17 protein-coding genes are annotated in these 18,238 nt (G+C 65.9%); 12 read left to right on the top strand and 5 right to left on the bottom strand.

All coding sequences use genetic code 11. The annotated features are described in order from the left end of the window. Nucleotides 1–50: 50 nt before the first annotated feature. The 4 genes from FHY19_RS07675 (at nucleotide 51) to FHY19_RS07690 (ending at nucleotide 3,216) form a co-directional block, all read left to right on the top strand. Nucleotides 51–827, top strand: coding sequence for a L,D-transpeptidase family protein (locus tag FHY19_RS07675; RefSeq protein WP_259163638.1), 777 nt, complete (start codon nucleotides 51–53; stop codon nucleotides 825–827). Continuing rightward, on the top strand, nucleotides 824–2,131 hold the full coding sequence (locus FHY19_RS07680; RefSeq protein WP_259163640.1) for an APC family permease: 1,308 nt from the start codon (nucleotides 824–826) through the stop codon (nucleotides 2,129–2,131). The genes FHY19_RS07675 and FHY19_RS07680 overlap by 4 nt, the downstream gene beginning before the upstream one ends. Nucleotides 2,132–2,217: 86 nt before the next feature. After that, nucleotides 2,218–2,715 (top strand): hypothetical protein, encoded by a 498-nt coding sequence (locus FHY19_RS07685; protein WP_259163642.1) that lies wholly within the window; start codon nucleotides 2,218–2,220, stop codon nucleotides 2,713–2,715. A gap of 168 nt (nucleotides 2,716–2,883) precedes the next feature. Further along, on the top strand, nucleotides 2,884–3,216 hold the full coding sequence (locus tag FHY19_RS07690) for a hypothetical protein (RefSeq protein WP_259156900.1): 333 nt from the start codon (nucleotides 2,884–2,886) through the stop codon (nucleotides 3,214–3,216). A gap of 50 nt (nucleotides 3,217–3,266) precedes the next feature. Here FHY19_RS07690 and yiaA read toward each other — a convergent pair whose 3' ends face one another. Further along, nucleotides 3,267–3,701 (bottom strand): inner membrane protein YiaA, encoded by a 435-nt coding sequence (gene yiaA, locus FHY19_RS07695; RefSeq protein WP_259163644.1) that lies wholly within the window; start codon nucleotides 3,699–3,701, stop codon nucleotides 3,267–3,269. Between the two features lie 182 nt (nucleotides 3,702–3,883). Between yiaA and FHY19_RS07700 the strand changes: the two genes are divergently transcribed. Beyond that, the gene (locus tag FHY19_RS07700; protein ID WP_259163646.1) at nucleotides 3,884–5,062 is read left to right on the top strand and encodes a PQQ-dependent sugar dehydrogenase; all 1,179 of its coding nucleotides are present in this window, start codon (nucleotides 3,884–3,886) and stop codon (nucleotides 5,060–5,062) included. Between the two features lie 431 nt (nucleotides 5,063–5,493). On the opposite strand, the gene FHY19_RS07705 is transcribed toward FHY19_RS07700, so the two are convergent. From FHY19_RS07705 to tsaD, 3 genes are all read right to left on the bottom strand, one after another. Beyond that, nucleotides 5,494–7,665 carry a glycoside hydrolase family 3 N-terminal domain-containing protein gene (locus tag FHY19_RS07705; RefSeq protein ID WP_259163656.1) on the bottom strand — a complete coding sequence of 724 codons (2,172 nt, stop codon included), beginning with the start codon at nucleotides 7,663–7,665 and terminating at the stop codon, nucleotides 5,494–5,496. Nucleotides 7,666–7,878: 213 nt separating this feature from the next. After that, a complete protein-coding gene (gene folB / locus FHY19_RS07710; RefSeq protein WP_259163662.1) occupies nucleotides 7,879–8,235 on the bottom strand; it encodes a dihydroneopterin aldolase in 357 nt (118 codons plus the stop codon). Nucleotides 8,236–8,318: 83 nt separating this feature from the next. Continuing rightward, nucleotides 8,319–9,380, bottom strand: coding sequence for a tRNA (adenosine(37)-N6)-threonylcarbamoyltransferase complex transferase subunit TsaD (tsaD, locus tag FHY19_RS07715; protein ID WP_259163671.1), 1,062 nt, complete (start codon nucleotides 9,378–9,380; stop codon nucleotides 8,319–8,321). Between the two features lie 278 nt (nucleotides 9,381–9,658). On the opposite strand from tsaD, the gene rpsU reads away from it, so the two are divergent. The 7 genes from rpsU to FHY19_RS07750 all read left to right on the top strand — a co-directional run bounded on the left by rpsU (nucleotide 9,659) and on the right by FHY19_RS07750 (nucleotide 17,106). Then, on the top strand, nucleotides 9,659–9,874 hold the full coding sequence (gene rpsU, locus FHY19_RS07720; RefSeq protein ID WP_002808376.1) for a 30S ribosomal protein S21: 216 nt from the start codon (nucleotides 9,659–9,661) through the stop codon (nucleotides 9,872–9,874). A 240-nt stretch (nucleotides 9,875–10,114) separates the two neighbouring features. Further along, a complete protein-coding gene (locus tag FHY19_RS07725; RefSeq protein ID WP_126946494.1) occupies nucleotides 10,115–10,561 on the top strand; it encodes a GatB/YqeY domain-containing protein in 447 nt (148 codons plus the stop codon). Nucleotides 10,562–10,872: 311 nt separating this feature from the next. Beyond that, complete coding sequence (locus FHY19_RS07730; RefSeq protein ID WP_259163673.1) at nucleotides 10,873–11,916, top strand: YihY/virulence factor BrkB family protein; 1,044 nt, start codon at nucleotides 10,873–10,875, stop codon at nucleotides 11,914–11,916. A gap of 84 nt (nucleotides 11,917–12,000) precedes the next feature. After that, nucleotides 12,001–13,749, top strand: coding sequence for a DNA primase (gene dnaG / locus FHY19_RS07735; RefSeq protein ID WP_259163681.1), 1,749 nt, complete (start codon nucleotides 12,001–12,003; stop codon nucleotides 13,747–13,749). After that, nucleotides 13,749–14,246, top strand: a complete 498-nt coding sequence (locus FHY19_RS07740; protein WP_259163685.1) for a sulfur transferase domain-containing protein — start codon at nucleotides 13,749–13,751, stop codon at nucleotides 14,244–14,246. The genes dnaG and FHY19_RS07740 overlap by 1 nt, the downstream gene beginning before the upstream one ends. 64 nt (nucleotides 14,247–14,310) lie before the next feature. After that, the gene (locus tag FHY19_RS07745; protein ID WP_259156934.1) at nucleotides 14,311–15,357 is read left to right on the top strand and encodes a bile acid:sodium symporter family protein; all 1,047 of its coding nucleotides are present in this window, start codon (nucleotides 14,311–14,313) and stop codon (nucleotides 15,355–15,357) included. Between the two features lie 168 nt (nucleotides 15,358–15,525). Further along, nucleotides 15,526–17,106 carry a thioredoxin family protein gene (locus FHY19_RS07750; RefSeq protein ID WP_259156936.1) on the top strand — a complete coding sequence of 527 codons (1,581 nt, stop codon included), beginning with the start codon at nucleotides 15,526–15,528 and terminating at the stop codon, nucleotides 17,104–17,106. A gap of 235 nt (nucleotides 17,107–17,341) precedes the next feature. Here FHY19_RS07750 and cyoE read toward each other — a convergent pair whose 3' ends face one another. After that, a complete protein-coding gene (gene cyoE, locus FHY19_RS07755; protein ID WP_046964245.1) occupies nucleotides 17,342–18,238 on the bottom strand; it encodes a heme o synthase in 897 nt (298 codons plus the stop codon).

Here is an 18,238-nt window from a genome sequence, read left to right on the forward strand (position 1 = left end):
CCGAGACACCGCATTCCTCACCAGCTCGTCCCCTGCCGTCCGGAGTCCGCATGCGCCTTGCCATCCTGTTGCGATCCACCCTGCTGCTGGCGCTCGCACTGTGCAGCAGCGGCGTCCAAGCAGGCGAGCCGATCCAGGCGCTGCGGCAGGCACGCGCGTTGATCGTGGTGACCACACCGGACTGGAACAGCACCCAGGCACGACTGCAGACCTTTGCGCGTGTGGATGGCGCATGGGTACCGGCCGCACCGGGATTTGCCGTGGCGCTCGGCCGTCACGGCAGCGCCTGGGGCGAAGGCCTGCACCCGGCACAGTCGCAAGGTCCGCACAAACGCGAAGGCGATGGCCGCAGTCCGGCCGGCGTGTTCGCCATCGGCCCGGCATTTGGGTATTCCAGCAGCATCGACAGCGCCATGCCGTATCAGGCGATGAGCGCCACGCATTACTGCATGGATGTGCCCAGCTCGCCGCTGTACAACCGCATCGTCGATGCTGCGCAGGTCGGTGAAGCGGCGGTGGCCGGCTCCACCGAGCCGATGCGCCTGGATCTGCGCCATCCCGGCGATGCGCGTTACCGCGAAGGTTTCGTCATCGCGCATAACCCCAACAACATCGCCGGGCGCGGCAGCTGCATCTTTGCGCATCTGTGGCGCACGCCGGGGCAGTTCACCGCTGGCTGCACGGCGATGGAGCCTGCCGACATGCAGCGTCTGCTGGCGTGGTTGAAACCTGCCGACAAGCCGCTATTCGTGTTGTTGCCGCGTGCCGACTATGCGCGCCTGCAAGCGCAATGGCAGCTGCCCGACCTGGGCGAGGCCGCCCCATGAGCACGCCGACGCCGCCGCCCGATGGCACCGGCCTGATGCGTGTCGTCAGCCGCTGGCAGATCGTCGGCTTGTCGATCAACGATGTCATCGGCAGCGGCATCTATCTCTTGCCTGCGGCCACCGCTGCACTGCTGGGGCCGATGAGCCTGTGGGCGGTGATGCTGGCCGGGCTGGCAGTGGCCTTGCTGGTGCTGTGTTACGCGCAGGCAGCAAGTTATTTCGACACGCCCGGCGGCAGTTATCTCTACACGCGCGAGGCGTTTGGCCCGTTTGTCGGGTTCCAGATCGGCTGGATGATCTGGCTCACCCGCATCAGCTCGGCGGCGGCCTTGAGCAACGGACTGGCCGATGCGGTGGCGCGGTTCTGGCCCACCGCCTCCACCGATGCCTGGGCGCGTACCTTGGTGGTGGTCGGCTCGCTGGGTGTGCTGACCGCGATCAACGTGATCGGCGTGAAGTCGGCCGCGCGTACCGGCATCGCGCTGGTGATCGGCAAACTGGTGCCGTTGCTGTTGTTCGTGGCGATCGGGCTGTTCTATGTGGACTGGTCGTGGGCGTTTGCCGGCACGTCCCCGGACCTGCGCGACCTGGGCAATCTCGGCGAAGCCGCACTGCTGCTGCTGTTTGCATACGCGGGTTTCGAAAACATTCCCGCAGCTGCCGGCGAATACCGCAATCCGCGCCGCGACGTGCCATTTGCGCTCATCACCATGATCGTGACGGTGACCTTGATCTATGCCGCGGTGCAGGTTGTCGCACAAGGCACGCTGCCCAATCTCGCGGCCTCGCCGACACCGTTGGCGGATGCAGCCAGCGGCTTCGGCGGCGAAGCGCTGGCGCTGATTCTCACCGTGGGCGCCACCATTTCCATCCTGGGCACGACCAGCAACACGGTGATGCTCGGGCCGCGCTTTTTGTTTGCGCTTGCGCAGGACGGTTACGGACCGGCGTTTCTGGCGCGCGTGCATCCGCGTTTTCATACCCCCGCAGCAGCGGTGCTCACCCAGGGCGTGTTGTCGCTGGCGCTCGCATTGTCGGGTTCGTTCACCCAGCTGGCGCTGCTGTCGATGGTCACGCGCCTGTTCGCCTACATCGGCACGGCGGCGGCGGTGATCGTGCTCGCGCGCCGCTATCGGCAACGCACCGATACGTTGCGGCTGCCGGGAGGCCCGCTTATTCCCATCGCGGCATTGCTGCTGTCGCTCGGCTTGCTGGCCAGCGCCAGCTGGCAGAATCTGGCCGCAGCAGGCGTGGCATTGCTGGTGGGCTGGGCGTTTTACCTGTTTCCGCGCAAGCCGGTGTAACGGCTTCGCAACGCGCTCGCGCCGCGCTCACGCACCTGTAACCGGTCACGCCCAACGCTGCGCCCTCACCTGCATGGGAGCCTGCGATGAAACTGCGCCGCGTCTACAGCACACCTGATCTTGCAAGCGCGCAACGCGTGCTGCAGGCCGCGCGCAGCGCCGGCATCGACAATGAGGCGTTGTCGCTGATCGCACGCTCGGATATCGAATTGCACGATGTGCCGGACGAGCGCAAGGATGCCAAGACCGATTTCGTGCCCGCCGCAGCGCGCGGTGCAGCCACCGGTGGCGCAGCCGGGTTGGTGGCAGGCCTGGTGGCAGTGGCGGTACCGCCGATCGGCCTGACCCTGGCTGGCGTGGGCGTGATGGCCCTGGCCGGCGCCCTGGTGGGCAGCTGGTCGTCGGCCCTGGTCGGCGCCACCGTGCCCGACCCGGTACGGCGTCAGTTCGAAGACGAAATCGAGGCCGGCCGCGTCCTGGTCGTCATTGATGCCGACGAACAGGCGCTGCAGGCGGCGGAGTCGTCAGTGGCCGCCGCTGGCGCCAAACCGCTGCCATACCAGTCAGCCTCGGCAGCGGTATGAAACGCATGGGCTGCGGGTGAGCGCAGCACACCTGTTCGCGATCGCCGAGCGATATGCAACTGCAACTGCACTTGCGGCGGGTCTTGACCCAACCATCACCTCGCGTGCCGCGCTGTTAACACCTCGCTGCTTAGCTTGGTTCGCACATTCGCAACGACGGAGACGAGCATGAACGTGCCGTACCAGATCCCGGGCCGCGCACCCGACGAGGACCGCAGCCAAAACGTATCCAATTACTGGCGTGAGCGTTTCACCGAAGAGCCGTACTACACCGAAGGCGACCGTTACGAAGACTACGAAGGCGCCTATCTCGTAGGGCATGAAGCGCGCATCCGCGAGAATGCGCGCGCCTACGATCAGGTCGAGGCCGAATTGCATCGCGACTGGGAAGCCAAGCGCGGCACCGATGGCCTGAGCTGGAGCAAGGCGCGCCACGCCGTCAAGCGCGCGTGGGAAAACGCCACCGATTTCGTCTCTGGCGATAGCAAATCCAAGCCGTAACCAACAACGCCACCGTCACGGTGGCGTTGTCGTCTCAGCGGCGGTGCCTGTCAGTCCAATGGCGGCGGCGCGACGCGCGAGGTGTACGCAGTCGTATCCGCTTCCATCGCATCGCGGGTGTTCTTCTGCACGGCCACTGCGCCAAACAGGCTCAATGCATACGCCATTGCATAGAAGCCTTTTTCGCTCAGCAGCAAGGTGGCGTTGAACAAGCCGACTGCCAGCAGCACCAGCGCGATAATCAGCGAAAACCAGCAGATGGCGTAGTAAAGGCCTGTCACCGGGATTCCATCCGCACGGTCACGCACGCTCTTCTGCAACGACACCGATGCGAACAGGCCAAACAACAGCAGCGTGAAGTAGTAACCCTTCTCGTTGAGCAACATCTGCGCGTTCCATAGACCGATCAAATACGCAGCGCCGCCCGCCAGCAAAGCGGCCCACGACGCGGCGATAAAGGCAAACGAGGTTTTTTGCGTGGCCATGGAAACTCCTTTTCATGGTGAAACTGCATGATGAAACAACGATGTGAGACGCGGCCGGCCTGCGGAGAGTGACCTGCGACAAGGGCAGCCCCGGTAGCGTCGTGTAAGGTACTTGAAAACCCGACGCGGAACACGTTGCGGGAGGGCTGCAGCGTGACCGTGCCCATCCCCTGGAGGACCTCATGTCTATCCGTCGTCTGCTCGCCCTGGCCTGTTCGGCCACCCTGTTCACCACCGGTGCCGCCCTGGCCGCACCTGCGGCCGCTCCCGCGGCCTCCATCCCCAAGGCGCAATGGCCCTTTCAGGCCGCCACCGTCGCCGACTTCGACGAGCCCTGGGCAATGACCTTCCTGCCCGACGGCACGCTGCTGGTCAGCGAAAAGCGCGGCGCGCTGATGCGTCTGGACCCCAAGACCCAGCGCAAGAGCGCGGTGACCGGTGTTCCGGCAGTCGCTTACGGTGGCCAGGGTGGGTTTGGCGATGTCCTGGCCCATCCGCGCTTTGCCAAGAACGGCCTGGTCTATGTGAGCTACGCCGAACCCGGCCAGGGCGACACCCGCGGCGCGGCAGTCGCGCGCGCCAAGCTCACGCTGGATGCCACCGGAGGCGGCACCTTGTCCGAGCTCAAGGTGATCTGGCGTCAGAATCCCAAGGTCTCCGGCAATGGCCACTTCGGCCATCGGCTCGCGTTCGGCCCGGACGGCAAGCTGTGGATCACCTCCAGCGAGCGCCAGAAGTTCGATCCGGCGCAGGACATGAAAGCCAATCTCGGCAAGTTGATCCGTCTCAACGACGACGGCAGCGTGCCGGCCGACAACCCGTTCGCCGCGCAAGGTGGCGTGGCCGCGCAGGTGTGGTCGCTGGGCCATCGCAACATCCTGGGTATTGCGTTCGACGGCAAGGGCCGGTTGTGGGAGCACGAAATGGGCCCGGCAGGCGGCGATGAGCTCAACCTGATCCAGCGCGGCGCCAATTATGGCTACCCGATCGTTTCCAACGGTGACCACTACGACGGCAGGCCGATTCCCGACCACAACACGCGCCCGGAATTTGCCGCCCCCAAGATCAGCTGGACGCCGGTGATCTCGCCGGCGGGTTTTGTGATCTATAACGGCACGCAATTCCCGGCCTGGCGCGGCCAGGGCTTCATCGGCGGCCTGTCGTCGATGGCGCTGGTGCAGGTCTCGCTGGGCGATCAGCCACGCGAAGTGGCCCGGTACGACATGGGCGCACGCATCCGCGAAGTGGAGCAAGGCCCCGATGGCGCGCTGTGGCTGCTGGAAGACGAGGCCAGCGGCAGCACCGGCCGTCTGCTCAAGCTCACGCCCAAGAGCAAGGCCGCGGTGGAAAACGACGCGTGAGCGGCGCGATCTAGGTCATTGCCGGCACTGTCTGCGCGTCTCGATGCGCAGACAGTGCCGGAGGCATAGGGGGACGCGCTCTGTCTTGCATCACCATGTGCATCCCATGCCGGCGATTTTCTCTGGCCGGCGCTTCGCACTCAGCACGGGCACGATCTATTGCTGGCAGCGGAGGCCTGCGCGCTGTCGCGCATATCCGCTTGCAGCAATGATGGCATCAAAACGATGGCATCAAGGTGCGCGTGCACCGATGTCGGCACGCACCTGCGCTGCGGCAGCAGGCAAGGCCCGCTCACCCTGCCACCTCACGCGACAACGGCCCTGCCATCACAAGCGGCAGCCAGCGGCGTCTTGATCAGGTCTTGCACATGATCGCATCGCAGACGACGACCTATCGCCGCGATGGTGCTCCACCGTCTTGGCCAGCGCACTCAGGCGCCAAGCAACTCGAAAGTCGCCGCTTCGCCACTCTTGGCTGATGCACACACCCATAGGTCGAACAGACCAGGCTCGGCACCGAACACGCCCTTCGGATTGGTAAACGCCAGCGCCTCGCGCGTCAGCGTGAACACCACATCCATGTGCTGGCCAGGCTGCAACAAGACCTTGCGGAACCCCTTGAGTTCGCGCACCGGACGCACCCGGCTTGCCACGCGATCGTGCAGATACAACTGCACCACTTCTTCGCCGGCAACGGTTCCGGTATTGGTCACGCGCGTGGTGATGGTCAGCGTGTCGTCCCAGCCAAGTTGCGCGGCGCTCAATTGCGGCTGCGCATATGCGAACGTGGTGTAGCTCAGACCGTGCCCGAACGGATACAGCGGCTCGTTGGGCATTTCGCGCCAGCGCGCCTTGTATTCGGACAACGTCGGCAGCTCGGGACGGCCGGTGCGCAGATGATTGTAGAAGTACGGCTGCTGCCCGGTGACCTGCGGAAAGCTGATCGGCAGGCGCGCGGACGGGTTGTAATCGCCGAACAGCACATCGGCCACACCGGTACCGGTCTGAGTCCCCAGATACCAGGTCACCGCAATCGCCTGCGCATCGCGCACAGCGCCATGCAGCGCCAGCGCGCGACCGTTACGCAGCAGCACCACAATGGGCGTGCCGGTGGCGGCAACCGCTTCGGCCAGCGCCTGCTGCGCAGGCGGCAAGGTAATCTCGGTGCGCGACTGCGCCTCGCCACTGAAACGCTGCGGCTCGCCGAGCGCCAGCACCACCACGTCGGCAGCCTGCGCGGCATCGATGGCCGCGGAAATACCGCCCGGCAGCGCCTCTTCCAGGCCACAGCCCTGCACAACGCTCAGATAGTCGGAGCCGACCACGGCGCGCACGCCCTGCTCCAGGGTCACGTAGCGCGCCTTGTCGCCGAACAACGTCCAGCACCCTTCGATGTTCTCGCGGTCCTGCACGAACGGGCCGATCAGCGCGATCCGCTGACCGCTCTTGCGCAGCGGCAGCACCGCGCCGTCGTTCTTCAGCAACACGATCGAACGCCGCGCCGCATCGCGCGACAATGCATCGTGTGCAGGCAGGTGAGCGTTATCGGCTTCGCGCGCCGGGTCCAGCGAGCGATACGGGTTGTCGAACAGGCCGATCGCCTCCTTCAGCTGCAGGATGCGACGCACGCTGGCATCCAGCGTGGCCATCGGCACCTCGCCGCTTTCCACCAGCGACGGCAGATGCGCGGCGTAAAAGCCGCTCTGCATGCTCAGGTCCAGGCCAGCCAGGAAGGCCTTCTTGGTCGCATCGCGCTCGTCGGCCGCGTAGCCGTGCGCGATCAGTTCCATGTCGGCGGTGTAATCGGAAATCACCACGCCGGGGAACTGCCATTCGCCGCGCAGGATCTCGGTCAGCAATTCGTGGTTGGCGCTGGCCGGCACGCCGTTGATGTCGTTGAACGAGGACATCACGGTCAATGCACCGGCATCGAAGGCGGCCTTGAACGGCGGCAGATGCACATCGCGCAAGGTCTGCGGCGCGATGTCCACGGTGTTGTACTCCATGCCCGCGGCCACTGCGCCGTAGGCGGCGAAGTGCTTGGGGGTGGCCAGCAACGCGTCGTCGGCCTTCAGATCGCTGCCCTGGAAGCCACGCACGCGCGCGGCGGCAAACGCCGCGCCCAGCACCACGTCTTCGCCGGCGCCCTCGGCGCCACGGCCCCAGCGCTGGTCGCGGGCGATGTCCACGGCCGGTGCGTAGGTCCAGTGCAGGCCGGCGGCGGTGGCCTCGATCGCGGTGGCGCGCGCGGTGCGCTCGGCCAGCTCCGGCTCGAAGCTGGCCGCTTCGCCCAGCGGGATCGGGAACACCGTGCGCATGCCATGGATCACGTCGGCCGCCAGGATCACCGGGATGCCCAGGCGGCTCTCTTCCACCGCCACCTTCTGGATCTGCACACCCAACGCGGCGCCCACGCCGTTGAACAGCGAGCCGACCCGGCCTTCGCGCACCTGCTGCAGCACCTCGTCGGCATTGCGCACGTTGGCTTCGGGATTCACGTCCGGTGCGAACGGCCGCACCATGTCGGCGAACACACCCAATTGGCCGACCTTCTCTTCGACGGTCATCCGGGCAATCAGGGTTTCGATGCGATCAGCAGCCATGAGATCCTTGAGAAAACGTTTACATGGCCGTCAATTCTAGCCTGACGCGACCGCGAGGGGGCAAGTGTCGGGAGATGGAATTCGAGATTCGGGGTTTGTAGAGTCCGGTTGAAACGCGCGTTGGTGGTGTGGATCTGTAGGTGGTTGTGGATCGCTGGGCCAGCGCCGGTAGGATCTCCGGGGCTGGCCCATGGCCGCAGCGGACGGCGGCCTTCAGCCCGTCCGCTCACGCTCGATGATCACCCCCACCGCCTGCGCGCCGCGCACCGCGCCAGGCTTGCTCAGCTTCAACCGCAGCCAGTGCACGCCGAACTCGTCCAGCACGATCGCCGCGCAGCGCTCGGCCAGCGTTTCGACCAGCCCGAAGTCGGAGGCCTGCACGAACTCGATCAACCGCTTGCTCACCGCCTTGTAGTTCAAGGTATCGGCAATCTCGTCGCTGGCGGCCGGAATGCGGTTGTCGAAGCCCATCTCCAGATCGAACCGCAGCGTCTGGCGAATCCGCCGCTCCCAGTCGTAGATGCCGATCAGCGCATCGATTTCGAGACCTTCAATGAATACTTTGTCCATGGGGGAATAGGGAGTCGGGAATAGGGAATGGTGAAGAGCACAAGCAACGGCACGGCAGCGCGAACGGAATCGAAGTAGCGCTTTTACGATTCCCGATTCCCGACTCCCGATTCCCCCGCCGCCAACGGCGGCAAGCCAGCCATATCCCAGCGCGGCGTCACATGCACCTGCGCACCGGCGCGCTCGCCGGCTTCCAGCCGCAGCGCGCCGGCGAAGGCGATCATGGCGCCGTTATCGGTGCACAGGGCCGGTCGCGGGAAGCAAACCCGGCCGCCCCGATGCTGCGCGGCCTCGTGCAGCTGCGCGCGCAAGCGCTTGTTGGCGCCCACCCCGCCGGCCACGACCAGCGTGTTGCAGCCGGCCGCATCCAGCGCGCGCAGACATTTGATCGCCAGCGTCTCCACCACCGCATCCTCGAAGCCGCGCGCGATGTCCGCCCGCGTGGTGTCGGACTGGTCGCTGGCGCGCCACGCCAGCAGCACCTGGGTCTTGAGCCCGCTGAAACTGAAATCCAGGCCCGGCCGGTCGGTCATCGGCCGCGCGAACTTGTAGCGCCCCGGCGTGCCGGTTTCGGCCAGCGCCGCCAGCTGCGGGCCGCCCGGATACGGCAGGCCCATCATCTTGGCGGTCTTGTCGAAGGCCTCGCCGGCCGCATCGTCCAGGGTCTCGCCGAGCACTGCGTACTGGCCCAGGGCCTTCACCGACACCAACTGGGTGTGCCCGCCGGAGACCAGCAGCGCCACGAACGGCGGCTGCGGCGGGTCGTCTTCCATCAGCGGCGCCAATAGATGGCCTTCCATGTGGTGCACCCCGATCGCCGGCACGTCCAGCGCCCAGGCCAGCGACCGCGCCACACCGGCACCGACAAGCAGCGCGCCGACCAGGCCCGGGCCGGCGGTATAGGCCACTCCGTCGAGTTCGTCTACACCCAAACCGGCCTCGCCCAGGGTCTGGCGGATCAGCGGCAACAGCTTGCGTACGTGGTCGCGGCTGGCCAGTTCCGGCACTACCCCGCCGTACTCGGCATGCAGCGCGATCTGGCTATAGACCGCATGGGCACGCAGCGCCGGCACCCCGGACAAGGCGGTGTCGTAGACCGCTACGCCAGTCTCATCGCACGATGATTCGATCCCAAGGACTTTCACGGCAGCTCGGCAGGGAGAACAGGCGCCTATTTTCGCAGCTTTTGTACTGCGCAGATGCGCCGGCGGCGATATGCTGCGCGCCCGCATCCGCAGCGCCGGATCGGGCGCAAACGCACGCTCTGACGGGCTTGTCGAGGTAAATATCGGCAAGGGCTTGCAGGCCGCCTGCAAGTCGTTATAATGCGCGGCTCGCCGGGGCAACCCGGAAATTCCGTCACGCGAGTCCGCTCGCACCCGCCCGGGGCTCCCGGACGGAAATCCCATTATCTGGAGAACCCATGCCCAGCGTTAAAGTCCGCGAGAACGAGCCCTTCGAATTTGCGCTCCGCCGTTTCAAGCGCACCTGCGAAAAGGCCGGCGTGCTGGCCGAAACCCGCAAGCGCGAGTTCTATGAAAAGCCGACCCAGGAGCGTAAGCGCAAGGCTGCCGCTGCTGTGAAGCGTCAGTTGCGTCGTTCCTCGCGCGACGTCACCAAGCGCCAGCGCTTGTACTGATCGAACGCGGTTCTTGCCGGTGGGTCTGCGCTGTAGGCGCGGCCCATCGAAGAGAGCCCAAGAGCCGGCACGCGCAAGCGTCGCCGGCTTTTTGTATTGGTCCGCCGACCGGATCGAACGACCTGTTGGGCGATGCGACGCCGCCGGCTCCCGCCGCGCATCGCCATCCCGTCCATTCAGCCGATGCACGTTGCCACCGCAGCGCGCCGGCCTCCCCACTATGTAACCAGGAGTTACCGCATGCCCCTCAAGCAGCAGCTTACCGATGACATGAAGGCCGCCATGAAGTCCGGCGACAAGCACAGCCTGGGCGTGATCCGGCTGATCAACGCCGCGATCAAGCAGAAGGAAGTGGACGAGCGCATCGAGATGGACGATGCCGCGGTGATCGCCGTGCTCGACAAGATGGTCAAGCAGCGCAAGGACTCGGTCACCCAGTACGAGGCCGCCGCACGCGAGGACCTGGCGCAGATCGAGCGCGAGGAGATCGTGGTGATCGAGCGCTACCTGCCGGCCAAGATGGGCGAAGCCGAGATCGTCGCCGCCATCCAGGCTGCCATCGCGCAGACCGGCGCCAGCAGCCCGGCCGATATCGGCAAGCTGATGGGCGCGCTCAAGCCCAAGCTGGCCGGTCAGGCCGACATGGGCCTGGTCTCGACCCTGGTCAAGCAGCACCTGGCAGGCTGATCGGTCCGCCCTGCCCTGCACCAAACGCCAGGGCACTGCGGGCAGCGGGGGTGCATGACTGCAGTGCGTCGGTGAGTCGTCATCGGCGCCGCCTTTGTTGTAGATGCTGGGCGGTTCGTGTTGCCGGAGTGCGTGCTCATGCCTTGGTGCAAGGCCGCCGTACGCAAGACCTTCAAAGACGCTTGCACGCCGCTGTCTCGCACTGCCCAGGCGCGGTGTCCGCCGATTGACAGATGCACAGAGCGCCGCACGCACGCGCTTTCACCCCTCCTTCGATTTGGCCCTGCTAGAACGGGTACGCCAGCGCAGGCGTGGGCAAGGTCTTCCCGCATACCGACCTTGCTGCGACCCTCCTGCGCGCACAACGGTATGCGCCAAGGATGTTCCCGACGGTGACGACGCTTTCAACCGCCTATCTGCATAAGCACGTGAGCCGTCTGCAGCGCAGCGTGCCGATGGCGCTGCTGAACCGCTTTATCGAAATCGACGTCATGACGCAGGCTGCGTCGTTGTCGTTTTACGCACTCTTGTCGCTGGCACCGCTGCTGGTCCTGCTGTTATGGCTGACGGCCTCGCTGTATCCGCCTGCGCAGGACGCGTTGGTGCAGCAGGTTGCACAACTGGCCGGCGGCAGCGCTGCCGAAGTCGCCCAGACCATCATTCGCAACGCCACCGATCAGCCCGGCGTCGGCTCGCTGGCAGGTTTGTGGAGCACGCTGCTGCTGTTCATCGGCGCCACGGCGGTGTTTGCGCAGCTGCAGAACGCCTTGAACCTGATTTTTCGCACCGACAAGCAACGCCTGGACGGGTTGATGGCGTGGCTGAAGAAGCGCGTGTTCTCGTTCGGCGTGATCCTGGCGCTGGGCTTTTTGCTGATCGTGTCGATGATCGCCACCACTGCGTTGCAGGTGGTGTTTGCGCGCCTGCCGTCGGTGCTGCCGGCCGTGGGCTATGTCACCACGCTGGCCCTGTATTCGCTGGCGTTTGCATTCCTGTATCGCTATCTGCCCGACCGCACCGTGGATTGGCGCCAGGCGTTTCTGGGTGGCGTCATCACCGCGCTGTTGTTTGCGCTGGGCCGCTATGCCATTGGCGTGTACATCGCCACCGCCGCGCCCGGCAGCGCATACGGTTCGATGGGCACGTTGGTCATTCTGCTGGTATGGATGTACTACGCCTCGGTCGTGTTCTTCGTCGGTGCATTGATCACCGCGGTGATCGACGAACGGGTGCGCTCGCACCGCAAGTTGCGCGAGGCCGGCGTGGATCCGGAGCACCCGCCGGTGCTCGCGCCGGCAGCCGATGCGCCGGCCGCTTCGGCAGCCCCGCAGCCGACGTCCCCGCCACACAGCTGAGCGTGAGCTGATGCGGACATCGGCAACCCAGGCGCGCGCCCTCTAAAGCAGGGCGGTCGCCGGCCGCTGCGATATCCTAGCGGGATGGCCCGCATCCCCGACGCATTCATCGACGAACTGCTCGCACGTACCGACATCGTCGAGGTGGTAGGCGGCCGCGTGCCGCTCAAGCGCCAGGGCAAGGAATACTCGGCACGTTGCCCGTTCCACGACGAGCGCTCGGCCTCGTTCACGGTCTCGCCGACCAAGCAGTTCTATCACTGCTTCGGCTGCGGCGCGCATGGCACGGCGATCAGCTTCCTGATGAATTACGACCGCCTCGAGTTTCTCGATGCGGTCGACGAGCTGGCCAAGCGCGCCGGCATGGAGATCCCGCGCGATACCCAGCAGCGTACGCCGCAGCAACAGGACGACAGCCGCGAGCTGTATTCGGCACTGGAAGCGGCCACCAAGTTCTTCCAGCGTCAGCTCGAAGGCAGCGCGCGTGCGGTCGAGTATCTGGATGGACGCGGCGTGGATGCGGAGAACCGTGCGCGTTTCCAGATCGGCTATGCGCCCGATGGCTACAGCGCATTGAAGGACACCCTGGGTACCGATGCCCGCCGCATGAGCGTGCTCGAACGCGCCGGGCTGTTTTCCAAGAACGATCGCGGCCACGTCTACGACAAGTTCCGCGACCGGGTGATGTTTCCGATCTTCGATCGCCGTGGCCGGGTGATCGCCTTCGGCGGTCGCATCATGGGTGCGCCGGCCGATGGCCGCGACCCGGGGCCGAAGTACCTCAATTCGCCGGAAACCGCGCTGTTCCACAAGGGCCGCGAGTTGTACGGCCTGTGGCAGGTGCGCCAGGCCAATCAGAAGATCGAGCGGCTGATCGTGGTCGAGGGCTACATGGACGTGGTCTCGCTGTTCCAGTTCGGCGTGACCCAGGCGGTGGCCACGCTGGGCACCGCCACCACGCCCGAGCATGCCGAACTGCTGTTCCGCAATGCGCCGGATGTGTACTTCTGCTTCGATGGCGACAACGCCGGGCGCAAGGCAGGCTGGCGCGCGCTCGAATCGGTGCTGCCGCGCATGAAGGATGGCCGCCAGGCGTTCTTCCTGTTCCTGCCCGATGGCGAGGATCCCGACACCATCGTGCGCAAGGAAGGCGCGCAGGCCTTCGATCAACGCCTGAAGCAGGCAACGCCGCTGTCGCAGTTCTTTTTCGACGAGATGTCGCGCGAGATCAACCTGCACACACTGGACGGCAAGGCGCGCCTGGCCGAGCGTGCCAAGCCGATGCTGGCGCAGATTCCCGAGGGCGCGTTCGGCGATCTGATGAAGCAGGAGCTGGCGCGCATGACCGGCGTGGGCGCGAGCACGTCCGCGCCACAGTTCTCGCCAAAGGCACGGCCGCCCGCGCGCATGGGTGCACCCACGCAGAAACGCAGCCTGGTGCGCGCATCGATCGCCATCCTGTTGCAACAACCCTCGCTGGCGATGAGCCTGGAAGGCAACCACGATTTTTCCGGCCTGCGCCTGCCCGGCATCGAGTTGTTGATGGAGCTGCTGGCGCTGGTGAGGCAACGGCCGGAAATCAGCACCGGCGCGCTGCTGGAGCACTTCGCCGAGCGCGAGGAACTGGTCGCGCTGCAGAAGCTGGCCGCGCAGGAGCTTCCCGGCGACGAGCATAGCTGGGCGATCGAGCTGCACGACGTCGTCGCCCAACTCGACAAGCAATTGCTGCGTCAGCGCGTGGAAGAACTGCAGGCCAAACAGCGCGCACAGGGCCTGGACAATACCGACAAATACGAAATGCGCGAGTTGCTCAAGGCGCTCGCAGCGTTGTGATGCATCACCGCCTGCGCCATGCGGCTTGGTGCGCCGCGCTACTCAGCGGCGCTGCGCTGGCGCAGGCAAGGCCCACAGGCACGGCCCGCGATCTGCTCAGTTCCGGCCAGCCCACGCCGGCGCACCTGCGCGATGCCGCGGCCCAGGGCGTCACCACCGTGATCGATCTGCGTGCCCCGGACGAGCCACGCGGCTACGACGAGAGCGCAGCCACCCACGCACTGGGCCTGCGCTATGTCCGCCTGCCGATCCGCAATGCCGATGCACTCACGCCGGAGACCGTCCGCACATTGCAGCGGGTGCTCGATCAACAGCAGCGCGGCGCGGTATTACTGCACTGCGCCACCGGCAATCGTGCGGGCGCGCTGCTGGCCCTGCTCGCCGCACGCGAGGGGGCCAGCAGCGAACAGGCCTTGCAGGTCGGACGCGATGCCGGCATGCAGCCGTCGCTGGAAGCGGCGGTGCGCAAGCAACTAGGTGTCCAACCGCAGCGCTGAGAGGCTGTGCAAGCCGGGCAGCCACGACGACACAGGCTTAGGCAGCGCCCGCACGCGTCGTAGAATGGTCCGCTCCAGGCGCACAATCGCGCGATACCGTCGGATCTCGATGAAGAAGCTGCTGGCGCGGTTGCGCATTGACCCCTTCACCCTCGCGCTGCTGTGCACGGTCACGCTCGCCTCGTTGTTGCCGGTTTCCGGCGCTGCCGCCGCGATCATGGACGATGTCACCGATGTGGCGATCGCCGCGCTGTTCTTCCTGCACGGCGCACGGCTGTCGCGCGAAGCGGTCAAGGCCGGCGCGCTGCATTGGCGCCTGCATCTGGTGATCCTGGCCTGCACGTTCGTGCTGTTTCCGCTGCTGGGCCTGTTGTTCAAGCCGCTGGCGCATATCGCACTGACGCCGGAGCTCTACATCGGCGTGCTGTTCCTGTGCGCGTTGCCGTCCACGGTGCAGTCGTCGATCGCCTTTACCTCGATGGCGCGCGGCAACGTGCCGGCCGCAGTCTGCGCGGCCTCGCTTTCCAGCCTGCTGGGCGTGTTTTTCACCCCGTTGCTGATGGGCGCCATGGTCGGCAGCCAGGGCGCAATGGCGCACCCGGCCGAGGCCATCGGCAAGATCCTGCTGCAACTGCTGGTGCCATTTCTGGCGGGGCATTTCATGCGTCCGTGGATCGGCGGTTGGGTGGAGCGCCATCGCGCGGTGCTGCGCTATACCGACCAGGGCACCATCCTGCTGGTGGTCTACACCGCCTTCAGCGCGTCGGTGAACGAAGGGCTGTGGCAGAAGACGCCACTGCCGGCATTGCTCGCAGTGCTGGGCGCTGCGGCGCTGTTGCTGGCAGTGGCCATGCTGTCGATCACCTTCATTGCGCGCCGGCTTGGCTTCAACCGCGCCGACGAGATCGCCATCGTGTTTTGCGGCTCGAAGAAGAGCCTGGCCACCGGCGTGCCGATGGCCAAGGTGATGTTTGCCGGTGGCGGCCTGGGCGCGATCGTGTTGCCGATCATGCTGTATCACCAGTTGCAGCTGATCGTGTGCGCGTTCGTGGCCGCGCGCTATGCGCGCAATGCACCTGACCAGCCGCAAGGCGCGTCCGGGTCGCATTGACGGTGCGCCGTCAGCGCTCGGACGCTGCGCATCGCGTGACAGCAGTTCGCATCGCCGGAAGGCCCGGGTTGTAAGCAGATATACAACGGTTATCACGCATGTCCGCATGCACGCGCCAGCGCTCGCTAGAGTGCTCGATCGACCTCCTGCCGCCCCACGGTGACTGTCATGACGCTGTCGTTTCGACGCCCCTCCCCGTCCTTGATCGCGCTGCTGGCGGTGCTGGCGACGCTGACTGCCTGCAACAAGCCCGCCCCGCCCGCGGCTCCCGCGCAGACCAAGGCTGCATCCACGCCAGCACCCGCTGCCAGCATCGCCTGGCGCGAGGGCGACGTGGAAGACGCCTTCGCCGAAGCCAAGGAAAGCGGCAAGCCGATCCTGCTGTACTGGGGGGCGGCCTGGTGCCCGCCCTGCAATCGCCTGAAGGCCACCCTGTTCAAGGACCCAGCCTTCATCGCGCGTACCCAGCAATTTGTCGCCGTGCACCTGGATGGCGATTCCGAAGGCGCGCAGGCCTGGGGCGAGCGCTTCGGGGTCAAGGGCTATCCCACCATCATCGTGCTGCGCCCGGATCACAGCGAAGTCACCCGGCTGGCCGGCGATGCCGATAACGCGCGTCTGGTCGACGTGCTACGGGCCGCCGCCAAGAGCACCAGTACCGCCCAGCAATTACTCGACAAGGCGCTGCACACGCCACAACAGCTCAGCGCGGACGACTGGGCCGTGCTCGGCAACTATGCCTGGGGCACCGACGACCGGCTGGTCAAGCCCGCCGACGCCGCCAATGTACTGACCCGACTCTCCAAATCGGCGCCGCAGCCGGCGCTGCAACGCAGCTTCGCCCTGGCCGCCATTAGCGCCGCAAAGGATCCGCCAGCTGCCAATCCGGCCAATCGCACCTTGCTAGAAGCGGTGCTGGCCGACCCGGCCGAAGTGCGCGCCAATCTGGGTACCCTGAGCTATGTGCCCGCACGCCTGATCACGGCCGCCAGCAACGAGGCTGGCGTCCGCGCTACGCTCTCCAACGCACTGAATCAGGCCTTGGACAAGGTCTACGCCGACACCTCACTGCCGATCTCCGACCGGCTCGGCACTGCCTATGCGCGCATCCAGCTGGCACGGCTGGCGCAAGGCCAGCCCACCGAGACGCAAGCCAAAGGCCCGCAGCCGCCGCTTCCAACCGAGGTGGCCGATCTCGTGCGCCAGCGCGTGCAATGGGCCAGCGACGCGGCCAAGACCGATGAGGAGCGCCAGTCCACCATCAGCACCGCCGCGGCGTTGCTGGGAGAAGCCGGCGACGCCAGCGGTGCCGAGCAACTGCTGCTGGCGGAGCTGTCGCGCAGCAAGACGCCGTACTACTACATGCCCGAGCTGGCGGATCTGGCCGAACAGCGGGGCGACAAGAAGACTGCACTGTCCTGGCTCAGGAAGGCTTACGAGAGCGCGCAAGGCCCTGCCACCCGGGTGCAGTGGGGCGTGATGTACGTGGATGGGCTGATCCGGCTCAGCCCCGACGACACCGCCGGCATCGAGAGCGCCGCCACGCAGGTGATCGGCGAACTGGCCGGCCAACCGGATGGCTACAGGCAACGCACCCGGCAGCGCTTCGCCACGCTCGGCACCGCACTGAAGACCTGGAGCAAGCAGCATCGCCGGGAAGGCAGCGCAGTGCTGACGCGCCTTCAACAGAAAATGCAGTCCAGCTGCGATAGCAAAAACACCACCGAGTGCGCCAGCTGGCTGAGCTGAGGTGTGGCGGCTCAGCGTGGCTGTTGCCGGCAACGCGTGATGGATCAATGCACTGGACGAACCCGAAATCGCGGCGTCTGCCGACGCTGACGCCGCGATTGGCTTGGACGCAGCGCAGTTGGCCAGTCTTTTCAACGCCCGTAGCCATGCTTCGCATGCCTGCAGACGCATCGCACGGGATGCGCGGGCTTGCGCAAGCGCGCTGGACGGCTGATCTACAGCGCTGCCGCGGCCACTAGCGCACCCAGGGCAACAGCAGGTGATCGACCATCAAGAAGGCGAACAGCGCCATCAGATACACGATGGAATAGCCGAACATCTTCATCGAAAACAGTTCGTCCGGCGGGTCCAGCATGCGCCACGCATACCAGAGGAATACCGCGTTGAGCACCACCGCGCCGCCCAGATAGAACACCCCGCTCATGCCCACCGCCACCGGCAGCAAGGTCACGATGGCCAGCACGATGGTGTAGATGAAGATCTGCTTGCGCGTATGCGGCACACCGTGGGTCACCGGCAACATCGGGATCGCCGCCTTGGCGTAGTCGGCGCGCCGGAAGATCGCCAGCGCCCAGAAATGCGGCGGCGTCCAGATGAAGATGATCAGCACCAGGATGGAGGCATTGATCCAGTCGGCCGTGGTCGGCAACCCGGTCACCGCCGCCCAGCCCAGCATCGGCGGCGTAGCGCCGGCCAGCCCGCCGATCACGATGTTCTGCGAGGTCGCCCGTTTCAGGTAGACGGTGTAGATCACCGCATAGCCGATCATCGAGGCGAAGGTCAGCACCGCGGTGATGACATTCACCCAGACCACCAGCATGGTCATGGAGATCGCAATCAATACGCTGGCAAACACCATCACCTGCCACGGCCGCACCTTGCCCACCACCAACGGACGCCAGGAGGTACGCGCCATCTGCGCGTCGATCTTGGCATCGAGCAACTGATTGATCGCCGCCGCCGCCGAGGCGGCCAGCCAGATTCCCACAAAACCCAAGGTGCCCGCGCGCACCTGTGCCCAGGTGGGGACGCCGGGAATGGCCAGGAACATGCCCACCAGCGCAGTGAACACGATCAGTGCCACCACCTTTGGTTTGGTCAGATCCCAATAATCGCGTGCGCTGACAGCCAT

Origin of the sequence: Xanthomonas sp. 4461 (assembly GCF_024806475.1) — a bacterium.
GTDB lineage: Bacteria > Pseudomonadota > Gammaproteobacteria > Xanthomonadales > Xanthomonadaceae > Xanthomonas > Xanthomonas arboricola_F.

Bases quoted from the DNA above. Each gene is read 5' to 3' on its own strand.
- FHY19_RS07675 (WP_259163638.1), top strand. From the start codon at position 51: ATGCGCCTTGCCATCCTGTTGCGATCCACCCTGCTGCTGGCGCTCGCA.
- FHY19_RS07680 (WP_259163640.1), top strand. From the start codon at position 824: ATGAGCACGCCGACGCCGCCGCCCGATGGCACCGGCCTGATGCGTGTC.
- FHY19_RS07685 (WP_259163642.1), top strand. From the start codon at position 2,218: ATGAAACTGCGCCGCGTCTACAGCACACCTGATCTTGCAAGCGCGCAA.
- FHY19_RS07690 (WP_259156900.1), top strand. From the start codon at position 2,884: ATGAACGTGCCGTACCAGATCCCGGGCCGCGCACCCGACGAGGACCGC.
- yiaA (WP_259163644.1), bottom strand. From the start codon at position 3,701: ATGGCCACGCAAAAAACCTCGTTTGCCTTTATCGCCGCGTCGTGGGCC.
- FHY19_RS07700 (WP_259163646.1), top strand. From the start codon at position 3,884: ATGTCTATCCGTCGTCTGCTCGCCCTGGCCTGTTCGGCCACCCTGTTC.
- FHY19_RS07705 (WP_259163656.1), bottom strand. From the start codon at position 7,665: ATGGCTGCTGATCGCATCGAAACCCTGATTGCCCGGATGACCGTCGAA.
- folB (WP_259163662.1), bottom strand. From the start codon at position 8,235: ATGGACAAAGTATTCATTGAAGGTCTCGAAATCGATGCGCTGATCGGC.
- rpsU (WP_002808376.1), top strand. From the start codon at position 9,659: ATGCCCAGCGTTAAAGTCCGCGAGAACGAGCCCTTCGAATTTGCGCTC.
- FHY19_RS07725 (WP_126946494.1), top strand. From the start codon at position 10,115: ATGCCCCTCAAGCAGCAGCTTACCGATGACATGAAGGCCGCCATGAAG.
- dnaG (WP_259163681.1), top strand. From the start codon at position 12,001: ATGGCCCGCATCCCCGACGCATTCATCGACGAACTGCTCGCACGTACC.
- FHY19_RS07740 (WP_259163685.1), top strand. From the start codon at position 13,749: ATGCATCACCGCCTGCGCCATGCGGCTTGGTGCGCCGCGCTACTCAGC.
- FHY19_RS07745 (WP_259156934.1), top strand. From the start codon at position 14,311: ATGGTCCGCTCCAGGCGCACAATCGCGCGATACCGTCGGATCTCGATG.
- FHY19_RS07750 (WP_259156936.1), top strand. From the start codon at position 15,526: ATGACGCTGTCGTTTCGACGCCCCTCCCCGTCCTTGATCGCGCTGCTG.
- cyoE (WP_046964245.1), bottom strand. From the start codon at position 18,238: ATGGCTGTCAGCGCACGCGATTATTGGGATCTGACCAAACCAAAGGTG.